The organism is Pseudolysinimonas sp. (genome assembly GCF_057350545.1).
Window position 1 is genome coordinate 1 of the sequence record NZ_JBMRCP010000057.1, and the last position, 14762, is coordinate 14762.

The window sequence follows — 14762 nt, forward strand, 5'->3', positions numbered from 1 at the left end:
GACGACGTGTTCGCCGAGACCCTGCGGCGCGCGGCCGCCAAGTTCGCGACGATGAACCGCCTCGGCACCGATCTGCTGCTCGTGTGCAGCAACGCCGGCACCGCCACGATCGACGACGACGAGGTCGCCGCCCGGCAGCTCGGCGAGCTCGCCGACCTCGCCGCGACCTACGGCATCCGCATCGCCTACGAGGCGCTCGCCTGGGGCCGCTACGTCATGGACTACCGGCACTCCTGGCGCCTCGTCGAACGCGCAGACCGCCCCAACCTCGGCGTGTGCCTCGACAGCTTCCACATCCTGTCGCGCGGCAACGACCCGGCCGGCATCGAGCTCATCCCCGGCGAGAAGATCTTCTTCCTGCAACTGGCCGACGCGCCCGTGCTCGACATGGACCTGCTCTCGTGGAGCCGCCACCACCGTCTGTTCCCCGGCGAGGGCGGCTTCGACCTGCCCGGGTTCCTGCGGCACGTGCTCGCCGCCGGCTACTCCGGTCCGGTCTCGCTCGAGGTGTTCAACGACACCTTCCGGCAGACCGACGTCACGCGGACCGCCGACCACGCTCGACGGTCGCTCACCTGGCTGGCCGACCGCACCGCCGAGGTGCTCGGCACCGACGCGGATCGCGTGGGCGACCCCGTGCGTCCGCGCGGGATCGACTTCGTCGAGATCGGCGGCGCCGACCTCACCGCCGCGGACGAGGTGCTCGCGCAGCTCGGGTTCCGGTTCCGAGGCCGCCACCGCACCAAGCCCGTGCGGCTGTGGAGCTTCGGCGACGCCCGCATCATCCTCGACGAGCAGGCGCGCACCGAGCGGCCGGCGCTGACGGGGCTCGGCCTCGTCGTCGACGACGCGGAGGCTGCGGCCGACCGTGCCGAGCGACTCGGGGCGCGCCGCCTCTACCGCCGCACCTACGAAGGCGAGCAGCACCTCCCCGCCGTCGCCGCACCCGACGGCACCGGCGTCTACTGGAGCGCCGCCCCCGGCGACGCGACCTGGATCGCCGAGTTCGAGGGCGGCGTGCCCGACGACCGACCCGATGCTGCCATCGACCACGTCAACATCGGCTACCCGTGGAGCGAGTTCGACGAGGCGGTGCTGTTCGCGAGCAGCGCCCTCTCGCTCGAGACCGAGTCGAGTGCCGAGGTGCCCGGCCCGACAGGCCTCGTGCGCAGTCAGGTCATGCGCACCGCCGACGGCGCCGTCCGCATCCCGATCAACCTCGCTCCCCCCACCGCTCCCCTGCCGACGCGGCACATCGCCATCCGCTGCGACGACGTACGCGCCGTCGCCCGTCGGGCGCGGGCCGCCGGACTCGCGTTCCTGCGCATCCCCGACAACTACTACGACGACCTCGCCGCCCGCTTCGGGCTCGACCCCGAGGTGCTCGCCGAGCTGCGCGAGCTCGACCTCTTCTACGACCGCGTCGGTGACAGCGAGTTCGTGCACTTCTACACACCCACCCTCGGCGGTGTGTTCCTCGAGTTCGTCGAGCGCCGCGGCGGCTACGACGGCTACGGCGCGAGCAACGCGCCGATCAGGCTCGCCGCCCAACGTTCGGAGGAACTGCGCCGTGGCGCCCCGCATCCTGCTGCTTGACGGCCCCAACCTCAACCTGCTCGGCACCCGGGAGCCGCACCTCTACGGCTCCGACACCCTCGCCGACGCCATCGCACGCGCGACCGCGGTCGGTGCCGAACTCGGTGTCGAGGTGGAGTCGCTGCAGAGCAACCACGAGGGCGTGCTGATCGACGCGATCCATGCGGCGCGAGAGCGGTGCGCCGGGATCGTGATCAACCCGGGCGGGCTCGCGCAGACCTCGATCGTGCTGCGGGATGCTCTCTCGGGCGTCGGGCTGCCCGTCGGCGAGGTGCACGTCACCAACGTGCACGCGCGCGAGGAGTTCCGGCACCACTCGTACGTGTCGGCCGTGGCGGCGTTCGTGATCGTCGGGGCCGGCGTGCAGGGGTACGAGCTGGCCGTGCGGCGGATGGCGGCACTGGTCCGCTAGACCAGACGGAAGACTCGGATGACGACGTGCCCCGGCTCGGGTCGCGCGTAGCCGACGAATTGCGCCTCGGTGAGCCAGCGGTGCGCCTCCGCGCCCGTCTGGAACACGAACGCCGTGCGGTAGTAGAGGTCGCCCTCGCCGACATCCTCACCGGCGTAGAGGCGCGCCTCGACCTCGGGACCCGCGTGCCAGTATCCCCGGTTGACGACGTCGATCGCCGCGCCGTCCTCCGCCTCGAGCAGGTAACGGGCGTCGAGCTGGGTCGTCGCCCCGCGGGTCACCCACCAGTCGGCGCCGATCCCCAGCACGCGACCGCGGAGCCGCGGGCCGTCGACCGTGCCGCCGGTGATCGGGGTGACGTTGAGATCCTCCGACGCGGTGCGGCCGACCCGCACGGGTTCGGCGACCTCGACGCGCAACTCGAAGACGAACTCGAGCGCGGGGTCGATCGGCTCGGCCATCAGCTCGCCGCCACGTCGGGTCGCACATGCCCGAGCGCCGCTTCGACATCCCGTGCCGCGGCGAGCGCGACGTGTTCGCCCGCGCGCGGACCGATGAGCTGCACGCCGGTGGGGAGCCCGTCGTCGTCGAGCCCGGTCGGCACCGCGACCGCGGGCAACCCGAGGAAGTTGACGGTGACGAGCAGCACGTGCGCGCGCCAGAGCTCCGTCGTCGCGGCGGGTCCCTCGAGGTCGAAGCCGACGACCGGCATCCGACGCGTCGACACGGGCCCGAGCACGATCGGGTACTCCGCCTGGAAGGCGTGCCAGGCGGCGGCGATCGGCACGCGACGGGCCCACGCCATCGCGTACTCCTCGACCCCGGCGAACGGCGCCGTCTCCTCGGCGTTGTCGAGGAAGTACCTCGTGGCCCCGTCGCTCAGCGGCGCGGGGAGCCCGCCCGGCAGGAAAGCCCCCACCATCTCCGCGGTGGAGAGACGACGCCAGAGCGTCGCCGCCTCCTCGAGCAGGGGCGGCTCGACGTCCACGACCTCCCAGCCGTGCTCCGCGAGAGCCGACGCCGCCCGCTCGATCCCTTCCGCGACCCCGGGATCGACGCCCCAGCCGAGCGGGTCGCGCACGACCGCGACCCGGCGGGGGCCGTCATAGACGGCAGGATGCGGGATCGTCAGGGTGAGCGGGTCGCGGCCGTCGGCGCCGTGCATCAGCCCGAACGCGAGGTCGAGGTCGTCGACCGTGCGAGCGATCGGGCCGTTCACGGCGAAGTGCTGCAGCGTGAGCGGCACCGGCTCGGTCGTGCCGACGACGGGTGCGGGAATGCGCCCCTCCGAGGGACGCAGCGCGCACACTCCCGCAGCGTAGGCCGGGAGGCGCAGCGACCCGCCGTAGTCGTTGCCGAGCCCGAGCGGCGTCATGCCGGTCGCGACCGCCACCGCGTCGCCGCCGCTCGATCCGCCGGGCACGCGCGTGGCATCCCAGGGATTGACGGTGCGTCCGAACAGGTCGTTCACGGTGTCCCAGCGCAGTCCGAAGTCGGGCATGTTGCCGCGGCCGATCGGGATGGCGCCCGCCGCGAGCAGTCGCTCGACGAGGGTCGCGTCGCCGCTCGGGATCGCCCCGGCGAGGAACGTCCATCCGCTCGTCGTGGCCGACCAGGTGAGGTCGATGTTCTCCTTCACCGAGAACGGCACGCCCGCGAGCACGCCCGGGTCGCGACCCTCGGCGACCGCGAGGTCGACGGCGTCCGCCGCGGCGCGGGCACGGTCGTGGAAGACGACGGTGAGGGCGTTGACGATCGGGTTGACCTCGTCGATCCGCGCGAGGTGGGCATCGATCACGCCCCGCGCCGTCCACGACCCAGAGCGGATGCCGTCGGCGAGTTCGCGCGCGCTGCGCAGCCAGAGCGGGGTGTCGGTCATCGGTGTCCTCCGAGTGCGGGTAGCGAGGTGGTCGTGCGGAGGGGGACGCGGCGCCGCGGCACCCAGCCCTCCCGCGGGATCGAGTCGAGCAGCGTGCGGGTGTAGTCGGCGCGGGGGTCGTCGAGCACCTGGGCGATGGGACCCTGTTCGACGACGCGCCCGGCGCGCATGACGACGACGTGGTCGCACAGGCGCCGCACGGCCGCGAGGTCGTGCGAGATCATCAGCAGCGCGACGCCGGTGTCACGGCGGATGCCGTCGAGCAGCGTCAGGATCTCCACCTGGGTCGTGACATCGAGGGCCGAGACGGCCTCGTCGAGTACGAGGATCTCGGGCTCCGCGGCCAGGGCGCGCGCGATCGCCACGCGCTGGCGCTGACCGCCGGAGAGCGAACGGGGCCGACGGTCGGCGAGGTCGGCAGTGAGCCTCACGGCGGCGAGCAGCTCGTCGACGCGCACATCCAACTCGGCGCGCGAGGCGGAGCGGCGATGCACCGCGACCGCCTCGCGGAGGCACTGCCGCACGGTCTGCCGGCGGTCGAGCGAAAGGTAGGGGTCTTGGAAGACCATCTGCGCGATGCGGGCCCGGCGACGGCGGGCCGCGGTTCCGCGGGCAGGCCGGGTCCAGTCCTCGTCTTTCACCGTGACGCGACCGGAGTCGGCGCGCTCGAGACCGCAGATGACCCGCGCCATCGTCGACTTGCCCGAGCCCGATTCCCCCACGATGCCGAGCGACCCGCCGGGCGCGAGCCGGAACCCGACGTCGTCGACCGCGACGAGGGTCTCTCGACCACCCGCCACGGAGCGCACCCGGAAGGTCTTGCTGAGCCCCTCCACGACGAGGATCGGCTCGGTCGCCTCACCAGCGCCACTCACGAGGTCGGTGGGCAGCGCGGCGGAGAGCAGACGCTTCGTGTACTCCTGGGTCGCGTCGGTGCGCATCGTCGCGGCGGCGAGCGTCTCGATCACCCGACCCTCCTGCATCACGGCGATCCGGTCGCACACGGCGGCGGCGAGCGCGAGATCGTGGGTGATGAAGAGCATCGCGAGGTTGCGGCTCGCGCGGAGGTCGGCGAGCACCGCCATGACCTCCTCCTGGGTCGTCACGTCGAGCGCCGTCGTGATCTCGTCGGCGAGCAGGAGCGGCGGGTCCATCGCGAGCGTCGCCGCGATCATCACGCGCTGGAGAAGACCGCCCGACAGCTCGCCCGGGCGCTGCCGCATCCGTCGCTCCGGGTCGGCGATGCCCACCTCGGCGAGGAGCCCGACGGCGCGGGCGCGCGCGGCGGCGGGTTCGACGCCCGCGACGGTCACGAGCGCCTCGATCATGAAGTCGCCGATCGTGCGCAGCGGATTGAGGTGCGCCCGCGGCGTCTGGAACACCATGCCCAGCCTGCGGGCGCGGAGGTCGCGGAGCCGGCCCGCCGGCACGGCGGCGAGGTCCTCGCCATCCATCCGGATCGTGCCGCCGACCTCGAGCCCGTCCGGCAGGAGGCCGGCCACGGCGCGGGCGGAGAGCGTCTTGCCCGACCCCGACTCCCCCACGAGACCGAGCACCTCACCGGGAGCCACCCGCAGCGTGCAGTCGTGCACGAGCATTCGCGGGCCGTCGGCACCGGGGACCGAGATGGTCACGCCGTCGAGCTCCAGCACGAATCCGCTCATCGGTCGGCCGCCTCCGCCCACGCGGTGACTCGCGCTCCCAGGATGTTGACGCTCACGACGGTGAGCACGACGAGGAGCGCCGGGAACAGCGACTGCTCGGGTGCTCCGGTGAGCAGAGAGGGCTGACCCCCCGCGATCATGACGCCCCAATCGGACGACGGCGGCTGCGCGCCGAGGCCGAGGAACGAGATCGCGGCGAGGTCGAGCATCGCGTAACCGAATCCGAGCGTCGACTGGGCGAGGATCGTCGGCAGCAGCGCCGGGATGAGGTGCCGGAAGCAGATGGCGAGCGATCCGACGCCCTGCACCCGGAGCGCCGCCATGTAGGGCTTGCCGAGCTCGGCTCGGGCGCCCGCGCGCACCAGGCGCGACACGACGGGGACATACGCGATCGAGAGCGCCACGACGGGCGCGACGAGACCTTTGCCGAACATCGACACGGCGAGGATGGCGAGCACGAGACCGGGGATCGCGAAGATCACCTCGATGATCCGGGTGAGCACCCCGTCGACCCATCCGCCGAACCACGCCGACACGATCGCGACGAGCCCGCCGAGCAGGGTCGAGAGCAGCACGACGACGGCGGGGGCGAGGACGCTCGCGGCTCCTCCCCCGAGCACGCGGGACAGGATGTCGCGGCCGAGGTCGTCGGTGCCGAGGAGATGGGCGCCACTCGGTCGGGCGGACGTCGGCCCGACGAAGAGCTCGTTCGGGTCGTACGGCGCGAGCACCGGTCCGAGCAGGGCGCCGACGACGATGACGGCGAGCACGACGCCGGCCGTCACGAAGAGCGGGTCGCGGCGCGCGACGCGGCGGGCGATCGGCGGGATGCGGCCCGCTGCGAGCTGCCCCGCGCTCATCCGGCGGCCCTCGACTTCGCGGAGTCGGGGTCGATCAGGGCGATGACGATGTCGACGATCGCGTTGAGCACGACGAACAGGGCGACGAGGAGCAGCGAGAGCACCTGCACGACGGGGAGGTCCTTCCGGGCAGCGGCCTCGGTGAGCAGCGATCCGATGCCGCCGAGGCCGAAGGCCTGCTCGGCGATGGCGGAGACCGCGAAGAGGCCGGCGATCGTGGCACCGGAGACGGAGAGGATCTGCGGCGAGGCGTTGAGGAAGACGTGGTTGCGGAAGATGCGTCCCCGCGGGATGCCGCGCACGGTGGCCGTCTCGACGTGCTCGGCGTGCTGCTGCGCGACGATCGCGCCGCGCGTGATGCGGCTCATGTAGGCGATGTAGAGCACCGACAGCGACACGGCGGGGAGGGTCAGGTGATAGAGGTTGTCGAGCAGGCCCGTCCCGGGTCCGTAGACCGGGAACCACCCGAGCACCCGCCCGAACACGAAGATCAGCAGGATGGCGACGACGAAGGTCGGCATCGCGACTCCCGCCGACGTACCGACGAGCACGGCACGCTCGACGAGTCCGCGGCGCCGGGCGGCGAGGATGCCCGAGCCGATCCCGAAGACGATGATGAGCACGATCGTGTAGGCGACGAGCAGGGCCGTGATGCCGAATCGCGGTGCGATGAGATCGGCGACCGGGGCCTTGTAGACGAACGAGGTGCCGAGGTCGCCCGTGGCGACCCCGCCGATCCAGTGGAGGTACTGCACCCAGATCGGTTGGTCGAGGTGGTACTCCGCGCGGATCGCCTCGATCATCTCGGGGGTCGGACGCAGGCCCCCGGCGAGTGCGACGACGGGATCTCCCGGCGTCAGCAGCATCGCGGAGAAGATCACGACGCTGGACAGGAAGAGGGTGAGCAGCAGGGCGCCGAGCTTGCCGGCGAGTTGCCGGATGACGGGTGACCTCATGCTGCTCCTCCTCTCCTGTCCAGCATCGCGTGGATCACTCGCCGCCGAGGTGCAGAGCCCAGGGGCTCGCGTAGGCCGCCACCGAGGTGACCGCGCCCGTGAGGCGGTCGTTGAGGAAGGTGGTGTGGTACGCACCCGCGAGGGTGATCTGCAGCATCGCGGGGGCGAACACCTCCTGGGCGTCGACGTACGCCTCGGCCGCGCCGGCCGGGTCGGGCGTCGTGCGGGCGGCCTGGACCGCGCCGACAGCGGCAGGATCGGCGTAGCCCGACCAGTTGAAGATGCCGCCCATCTGCGGCGGGAGGATGAACAGCTGCGGGTAGGTGAGCACGCCGGGCGTCTCCTGGTAGCCCGAGGTCGCGACGAAGTCGAGACTCTCGCGCGCCGCGGGCTCGGGCAGGAAGATCGCCGCGAAGTCGGCCGGCTGCCGCTCGTCGATCTCGACCGTGAGGCCGATCTGCTGCGCGGCGCTCTGGATGATGGCCGCCGTCTGCGAGAGCTCCTTGCTGCCCGCCGGGATGGCGATGCGGATCGGCACCGCGGGGTCCTCGCCGGATTCCTCGACCAGCGCCCGCGCGGCGTCGAGGTCGACCGTCGGCGTCGCCAGGGCGTCGTAGCCCGCCTGGTAGATGTCGGCGACCGGCGAGCCGGCCCACGTGAACGGCGCGACGAAGGAGCTCTGCTCGGTGCCCATCCCGTTGAGCACGGCCGCGATGTACTGCTCACGGTCGATCGCCATGCTGAGCGCCTGGCGGATGGCGGGGTTGGCCCCCGGACCCTCCGCGCGGGTCGGTCCGAACGAGAACGACGCGGTCGACGGGCCGATCACGAGACGTCCCTGGTCCGAGGCCTCGAACGCGCCGCGGCTGGCCGGCGGCACGTTGAAGGCGCCGTCGATCTCGCCGGCGAGCAGCGCGTTGGTGAGCGTCGTGCCGTCGGAGACGAAGCGGAAGACGAGCTTCTGCACGAGCGGCGCGCCGTCCCAGTAGCCCTCGTTCGCGGCGAGCACGATCTGGCTGCCCGGCGTCCAGCTGTCGAGACTGAAGGGCCCCGCGCACAGGATGTCGCCGCCCGAGGTGCCGAGCGCGGCGCCCTGGGTCTCGCTGAACGAACGGCTGAGGATGGCGCCCGCGCCGCCGGTGAGCGCCTCGCGGAAGATCGAGTCGGGCGCGTTGAAGCGCACCGTGACCTGCGCATCGCCCGTCGCCTCGATCGAGGAGACGAGCACGAACGCTCCGTAGAACGCCGAGGTCACGTCGGTGCGGTGGCGGTCGAGGCTGAAGACGACGTCGTCGGGCGTGACCGGCGATCCGTCGGAGAACGTGATGCCGTCGCGGAGGTCGATGACGAACGTCACCGGGTCGACGAACTCCGCCGACTCGGCGAGGGCCGGCGCGATCGTGAAGTCCGGCGCGACGCGGAGCAGGCTGTCGCACACGTTCGGCCAGACGAAGTTGTAGTCGGCGCCCGGCACGAGCGAGCGCGGCTCGCCCTCGACCAGGCCCCACGTGACCTCGTCGACGGCCGTCGTCGCGGCGGGGAGCGAGGCGACGAGTGTGTCGGGGTCGATCGGCGCGGTGGTCGGGGTCGCGTCGGGAGCCGTGCATCCGGTGAGCACGAGCACCGCGGCGGCACCGAAGGCGAGCGCTCCATTGCGCGCACCTCGGGCGACACCGGCGGGGAGAGCTGTGGTTCTCATGGCGTGTCCTCTCTGGGGGGTCACGTTCCGGCGCGTCGCCGGTGACGTGACCATCATCTTAGTAACAGTGTTGTACATCAATGTTTCATTTGTGTGTCGAAAATCGTTAGGCTCGGCACATGCCGCGTGACGTGGACCCCGCACAACGACTCGCCGACATCGCCGACGCCACCGTGCGAGTCGCGCGCGCCGCGGGCGCCCAGGCCGTGACCATTCGCTCCGTCGCGCGCGAACTCGGGGGCTCGACGACGCTCGTCACGAACTATCTGCCCTCGCGGTCGGCCCTCATCAAGAACGTGCTCGACCGCGGACGTGACCGCTGGCGCGAGGAGCGCGACGCCGCCATCGCCGCCGCCGCCCCCGCCGATCGGCTGGGCGCCATGCTCGAGTGGTCGCTCACGTCGACGAGCGACGACCCCGTGCTGCGCACGCTGATCCTCGAGGTCGTGGCCAACGCGACGGTCGAACCCGAGCTGCGCGCGGCGCTGCACCAGGAGTCGGCCGAGTTCCAGGAGGCGATCGCCGCCGCCGCGCGGGACGCCGGGTACACCGAGCCGGAGCGGGTCGCGCAACTCGTGTACCTGCTGATCCGCGGCGCCGCGATCGCGAGCACCGAAGACCCCGAGCACTGGGATGAGGCCACGGCGCTCGACGTCATCCTCGCCGCCGTCGCGACGCTCCCCCGTCGCGCCCTTCATCACGCCGACACCCCCGCGTAGACCCGGTCGCCCGCGAGGCGGGTCTCGCGCACGGTGACGTCGTGCAGGCGCTCCGGGGGGAGCGTGAACGGATCGGCGTCGAGGACGACGAGATCCGCGAGATAGCCCTCGACGAGCGCACCCGTGGAGTCGCCCCACCCGTTCGCGTGCGCCGAACCCGCCGTGTACGCCGTGAACGCCGTGACGACGTCGAGCGCCTGCGTGGGGTCCATCCGGGGGTCGGCGACCGCTCCCGGGGCGGCGCGATTCACCCCGACGTGGATGGCCTCGAGCGGGTCGGCGGTCGAGACGGGCCAGTCGGAGCCCGCGGCGAGAGGCGCTCCCGCGTCGCGCAGCTCGCGCAACGGATAGTGACGCGCGACGAGCTCGGGTGCCAGGAAGGGGAAGGTGAGCTCGGCGAGCTGATCGTCGACGGCTGCCCACAGCATCTGCAGGTTCGCGATCGCGTCGAGCGGCTCGAAGCGGGCGACGTCCGATCCCTGCACGACCTGGAGGTGCGCGAGCTGGTGCCGCGCCGAGCGACGGCCGTTCGCGCGGCGCGCCTCGGAGAGCGCATCGAGCGACATCGTGACGGCCCGGTCGCCGAGCGCGTGGAGGTGCACGTCGAAACCGGCGGCGTCGAGCGCCGTGACCGCCGCGACGAGCTCGTCCGCGTCGACGAAGGTCAGCCCCGCGTGGCCGGTGTCACGCCCCTCGGCATCGAGGTACGGCCGTGACATGGCCGCCGTGAAGTTCTCGGCGACTCCGTCGACCATGATCTTGATCGTCGAGGCACGCAGCACGTCCGGGCGACCGAGCGCCCCGACGCGTGCGCGGCGCTCGAGGAGCCCGTCGAGCTGAGCGAGACCCACGCCCCGCTCCCACCAGAGCGCGGCGCTCACCCGGGATCGCAGCGCGTCGCGGGAGACACCGTCGAGATAGACGTCCAGCAGATCGCCCGTGGCGGCGGTGACGCCCACCCAGGCGTCCTGCCACCCGGTGAGCCCGAGGGCGAAGAACTCCTGCTGCGCACGGTCGAGCGCGCGGCGGGTGAGGTCGCGGGACGCGGCGGGACGCACCGCGTCGAGCAGGCGCTCCGCCCCCTCATGCAGAACACCCGCGGGCGATCCGTCGGGTTCGCGCTCGATGCGGCCGTCAGCAGGATCGGCCGTGGCCGCCGAGATCCCGGCGAGCTCGAGCGCGCGGGTGTTCGCCCACACGCCGTGGTGGTCGCGGTTACTCAGCGCCACGGGCCGGTCGGGCACGATCGCGTCGAGCAGCCGGCGACTCGGCGTTCCCCCGGGAAAGTGCGGCATCGACCACCCGCCCCCGAGGATCCACTCCTCCTCGGGATGCTGTGCCGCGTACCGGGCGATGCGCGCGAGGCAGTCGTCGGCATCCACCGCCTCCGACACGTCGCAGCGCAGCAACTCGATCGCGCCCTGCACGGGGTGCGCGTGGGCATCCTGGAACGACGGCAGCACGATCCCGCCGCGGAGGTCGACGATCTCCGCGGCGCCCGCGGCGCGCAGGTCCTCGTCGCGCGCGACGGCGGCGATGCGGCCGTCGCGCACGCCGACGCCGAGCGGCCTGGACGACTCCCAGCCCGCCGTGAAGGCGCGACCGCCGACGAAGATCGTGTCGAACATCACCGCACCACGAAGACCCGCACGCAGACCTGGCCGTCTTCGTCGCGCGCGAGGCCGACGAACTGGTGCTCGGCGAGCCAGCGATGCGCGGGGGCGTCGGTCTGGAACACCGGGGCGGTGCGGAAGTAGTACTCCGACTCCGGCACGTTCTCCCCCGCCTCTGCCCGCGCGATGACGTCCGCCGATGCGCGGTAGTAACCGCGGTTGAGGATGTCGATGACCGCCCCGTCGCTCGCGCGCAGGAGGTAGCGCGCCTCGAGCTGCGCCGTGCCGCTGCGCCCGACGGCCCAGTCGCCACCGCCCGGCAGCACTTCGCCCGTGAGGAGCGGCCCGTCCACCGTGCCACCGGTGATCGGGGTGAAGCTCAGGTCCTCGTCGGCACTCCGCCCGATCCGGAGGTGCGGCGCGATGTCGACCCTCACCTCGAAGGCGTACTCCATCACCGGCTCATTCATGGGCACCGTCCTGTGTCTCGTCGAGAACGCTGAGCACGACGGTGAACGGCTCGTCGCCGCCGACCTCGAGCGTCTGGTGGTTGACCCTGGTCGCGACCGCGGACCAGGGGTCCTCGCCCGTGCCGGGCTGGGGGATGAATTCGGGGTAGTCGCTGCTCGACACGTGCACCCGCAGCCGATGACCGGCCGCGAGGCGATGGGAGAGCTGCCCGAGATCGACGTCGACGATCGTGGGCACCGAGCTGTCGACGAGCTGCACCTGCCCCCGTGCGATGCGCAGCGCCGTGCCGTCGGGGGCGACGTCGAGCACGCGTACGAAGAGGTCCATGACCGGGCCGTCGGAGTGGATACGCGCCCGCGCCCGCGCTGGCCCGACGAGGTCGACGTCGTGGTCGACCGGGTCCCCGGTGAAGACGAGCACGTCGTCGCGGGCGCCGAGCGGCGCCTCGTCGGGACGCTCGAGCAGGAAGGCGAATGCGTTGTCCGCGCTCGACGGCACGAGGTCGGCCGGGTCGTGGGTCCACGCGAGCGTGCCGCTCGGCGCCTCGTCCGGGCGGAGCTCCCCGCCCTCGGTGCCGTGGAGACGCCACGGGCGCACCCCCGCGGGAGGCCAGGTCGCGCTCGCGCGCATCCCCTCGGTGCCGGCGAGTGCCCACGCGACCTTCGGGATGTCCGTCGCCGAACCGTTCCCCCGCACGAACACCTCGAAGAACTCGAGCGTCGGGTCGAGCATCCTCGGCAGCTCCGCGCGGATCTGCTCGTCGGTGCGCTCCTCGACCCGCTGCTCGGGGGTGTCGCCGAAGTAGTAGGACTCGTGGTCCATCGACTCGAGACGGAGGAAGTGGTTCATCGCCCACCCCGGTCGGGCCTCGAGCTCGGCGACGTCCGCCCACGACAACGGCGCGCAGTTGTCCCACATGCCGATGGTCTGCAGCACCGGGATCGGCCGCGCGTCGAACGGGCTGCCGTCGGGGAAGCGTCGCAGGTGCACGGGCCGCGGGAACCACTGGTCGTACGAGATCGAGCGCGACCCGATCGCCTCGAGTGCCTCCTCGACCTGCGCGCTGAAGGGTCGCCGGTCGGGGTCGAGCCGCCAGAAGTAGGCGTCCTGCGAGTGGAAGTAGGTGAGTGCGTAGAGGTAGGTGATGCCCCACTCGACGCGTCGGACGACATCGCCCTCGGCCCGGTGGACGGGTTCGCCGAGCTGCGTGCCCGTCACGCGGGGGGCGATCGCTCTGAGCGCGGGATGCTGCGTCGAGACCGCCGCCCACTGCGTGTAGCCGTAGTAGCTGTCGCCCCACATCGCGACGCGGCCGTTCGACCACGGCTGCTGCACGACCCAGTCGAGGGTGTCGTACCCGTCGTGCGCCTCGTTGACGAACAGGAGCGTCTCGCCCTCGGAACGGAACTTGCCGCGCACATCCTGGGCGACGACGCGGTAGCCGCGGGCCATGAAGTACTCCGCGATGAGCGGGATGAACGTGTACGGCCCGCACTTGTCGTAGGGCAGGCGGATGAGGATCGTGTCGCCCGGGGAGTCGTCGCCGTCCGGCAGGTAGACGTCGGTCGCGAGCCGCACGCCGTCGCGCATCCTCACGCGACGCTCGTTCGCCAGGGGGCTGATCGGGGCTGGGCCGATCCTCACGATCTCGGTCACGGGGTCCTTCCGCTCGGGGGTTTCCCACACGCTAGAGTCAGTGGTACTTTCTAGTCAAGCTTGACTAACAAACCCGGAGTGATCATGGGAAGACCCTCGGTCGCCGATGCGCGGCGCCGCCAGATCCTCGACGCGGCGATCCGCTGCCTGTCGGCGCGCGGGCTCGGAGCCACGACGCTCGACGGGATCGCGGCCGAGGCGGGGATGGCGCGCGGCCACGTGCGCCACTTCGCCGGCAACCGCGACGAGATCCTCACCGCCGCCGCAGTGCTCCTGTATTTCGGCGAGGTGCCCGAGCGCGGCGGCGACCCGATCGACGCTCACGGCGGCTCGTTCCTCCCGTCCGACACGTCGACGATGCCCGAGGCGCTCGACTACCTGTTCGGCGGCTTCGCCGAGCCCGGACCCGAGAACGTCGCCGCGCTCGCGTTCGTCGACGCCGCCCGCACGAGCGAGGGCATCCGTGCGGTGGTCGTGCACGCCTACCTCAGCTCCGAGGAGGAGCTCCGCCGCCTGCTGGACCGGGCAGCGCCGCACGCCTCCGCCGACGAGCTCGCCACGACCGCCTACGGCGTGCTCACGATCGCCCTCGGAAACGTCTTCATGTCCGACCTCGAGGCCTCCGACGACCGCACGGCGCGCGCCCGACGCAGCGCCGAGACCCTCATCGACCAGCTGATCGGACGCCCGTGACCGACACCGTCTTCGAACGCCAGGCACCGGCCGCGAGCGCCGTCGCCCACTCGCTCGCCGAGACGCGCCACGGCGTGTTCTGGACCGAGGACGCTCCCGGCGAGCGGATGCCCCGACTCAGCGGCACCGTCGACGCCGACCTCGTCGTCGTCGGGGCCGGCTACACGGGACTCTGGACCGCGCTCCGCGCGAAAGATCGCGACCCCGACGCGCGGATCGTCGTGCTCGAGGCCGGCGAGGTCGGCTGGGCCGCGACCGGTCGCAACGGCGGCTTCGTCGAGGCGAGCCTGACCCACGGCGAGGAGAACGGCCTCCGCCGCTGGCCGGAGGAGCTCGAACGCCTCGACGAGCTCGGCCTGCGGAACCTCGACGCGATGGAGTCCACGGTCTCGTCGCTCGGGATGGATGCCGACTTCGAGCGCACCGGAACCCTCACCGTCGCGGTCGAGCCGCACCAGGTCGCGTGGCTCGAGGGAGAGTCGACGCGAGAGAGCCGGTTCCTCGACCGCGACGCGGTGCAGCGAGCCGTCGCCTCGCCCACCTA

At 72.2% G+C, this 14762-nt stretch carries 14 protein-coding genes; 5 read left to right on the plus strand and 9 right to left on the minus strand.

Features of this window, described 5'->3' with window-relative positions:
• Together ACO1X9_RS07985 and aroQ are read left to right on the plus strand one after the other, a co-directional pair.
• Positions 1–1596: TIM barrel protein (locus ACO1X9_RS07985; protein ID WP_486350293.1), on the plus strand; the 1596-nt coding region annotated here is incomplete at its 5' end.
• Positions 1571–2008: a type II 3-dehydroquinate dehydratase gene (aroQ, locus tag ACO1X9_RS07990; protein ID WP_486350294.1), complete on the plus strand. Its 438-nt coding sequence runs from the start codon at positions 1571–1573 to the stop codon at positions 2006–2008. The genes ACO1X9_RS07985 and aroQ, both read left to right, overlap by 26 nt.
• On the opposite strand, the gene ACO1X9_RS07995 is transcribed toward aroQ, so the two are convergent.
• Genes ACO1X9_RS07995 through ACO1X9_RS08020 form a run of 6 tightly spaced genes read right to left on the minus strand, consistent with a single transcriptional unit; the run spans position 2005 to position 9066 of the window.
• Positions 2005–2469, minus strand: a complete 465-nt coding sequence (locus ACO1X9_RS07995) for a DUF3237 domain-containing protein (protein WP_486350295.1) — start codon at positions 2467–2469, stop codon at positions 2005–2007. The two genes, aroQ and ACO1X9_RS07995, sit on opposite strands and share 4 nt — an antisense overlap.
• Positions 2469–3887: an amidase gene (locus ACO1X9_RS08000; protein ID WP_486350296.1), complete on the minus strand. Its 1419-nt coding sequence runs from the start codon at positions 3885–3887 to the stop codon at positions 2469–2471. The genes ACO1X9_RS07995 and ACO1X9_RS08000 overlap by 1 nt, the downstream gene beginning before the upstream one ends.
• Entirely contained in the window at positions 3884–5551 is a 1668-nt protein-coding gene (nikE, locus tag ACO1X9_RS08005; RefSeq protein WP_486350297.1) for a nickel ABC transporter ATP-binding protein NikE, read from the minus strand. The genes ACO1X9_RS08000 and nikE overlap by 4 nt, the downstream gene beginning before the upstream one ends.
• A complete protein-coding gene (locus tag ACO1X9_RS08010; protein WP_486350298.1) occupies positions 5548–6411 on the minus strand; it encodes an ABC transporter permease in 864 nt (287 codons plus the stop codon). The genes nikE and ACO1X9_RS08010 overlap by 4 nt, the downstream gene beginning before the upstream one ends.
• Entirely contained in the window at positions 6408–7367 is a 960-nt protein-coding gene (locus ACO1X9_RS08015; protein ID WP_486350299.1) for an ABC transporter permease, read from the minus strand. The genes ACO1X9_RS08010 and ACO1X9_RS08015 overlap by 4 nt, the downstream gene beginning before the upstream one ends.
• 34 nt (positions 7368–7401) lie before the next feature.
• On the minus strand, positions 7402–9066 hold the full coding sequence (locus tag ACO1X9_RS08020) for an ABC transporter substrate-binding protein (protein ID WP_486350300.1): 1665 nt from the start codon (positions 9064–9066) through the stop codon (positions 7402–7404).
• A 119-nt stretch (positions 9067–9185) separates the two neighbouring features.
• On the opposite strand from ACO1X9_RS08020, the gene ACO1X9_RS08025 reads away from it, so the two are divergent.
• On the plus strand, positions 9186–9785 hold the full coding sequence (locus tag ACO1X9_RS08025; RefSeq protein ID WP_486350301.1) for a TetR/AcrR family transcriptional regulator: 600 nt from the start codon (positions 9186–9188) through the stop codon (positions 9783–9785).
• Here the strand turns inward: ACO1X9_RS08025 and ACO1X9_RS08030 are convergent.
• The 3 genes from ACO1X9_RS08030 to ACO1X9_RS08040 are packed head-to-tail and all read right to left on the minus strand — an operon-like array spanning position 9764 to position 13525.
• Positions 9764–11413 carry an amidohydrolase gene (locus tag ACO1X9_RS08030; protein ID WP_486350302.1) on the minus strand — a complete coding sequence of 550 codons (1650 nt, stop codon included), beginning with the start codon at positions 11411–11413 and terminating at the stop codon, positions 9764–9766. The two genes, ACO1X9_RS08025 and ACO1X9_RS08030, sit on opposite strands and share 22 nt — an antisense overlap.
• Entirely contained in the window at positions 11413–11868 is a 456-nt protein-coding gene (locus ACO1X9_RS08035) for a DUF3237 domain-containing protein (protein ID WP_486350303.1), read from the minus strand. Before ACO1X9_RS08035 ends, ACO1X9_RS08030 begins: the two co-directional genes overlap by 1 nt.
• Positions 11861–13525, minus strand: coding sequence for a CocE/NonD family hydrolase (locus ACO1X9_RS08040; RefSeq protein WP_486350304.1), 1665 nt, complete (start codon positions 13523–13525; stop codon positions 11861–11863). The genes ACO1X9_RS08035 and ACO1X9_RS08040 overlap by 8 nt, the downstream gene beginning before the upstream one ends.
• An 84-nt stretch (positions 13526–13609) precedes the next feature.
• On the opposite strand from ACO1X9_RS08040, the gene ACO1X9_RS08045 reads away from it, so the two are divergent.
• Together ACO1X9_RS08045 and ACO1X9_RS08050 are read left to right on the plus strand one after the other, a co-directional pair.
• Positions 13610–14218 carry a TetR/AcrR family transcriptional regulator gene (locus ACO1X9_RS08045; protein WP_486350305.1) on the plus strand — a complete coding sequence of 203 codons (609 nt, stop codon included), beginning with the start codon at positions 13610–13612 and terminating at the stop codon, positions 14216–14218.
• On the plus strand, positions 14215–14762 hold a 548-nt coding region (locus tag ACO1X9_RS08050; protein ID WP_486350306.1), incomplete at its 3' end, for an NAD(P)/FAD-dependent oxidoreductase. The genes ACO1X9_RS08045 and ACO1X9_RS08050, both read left to right, overlap by 4 nt.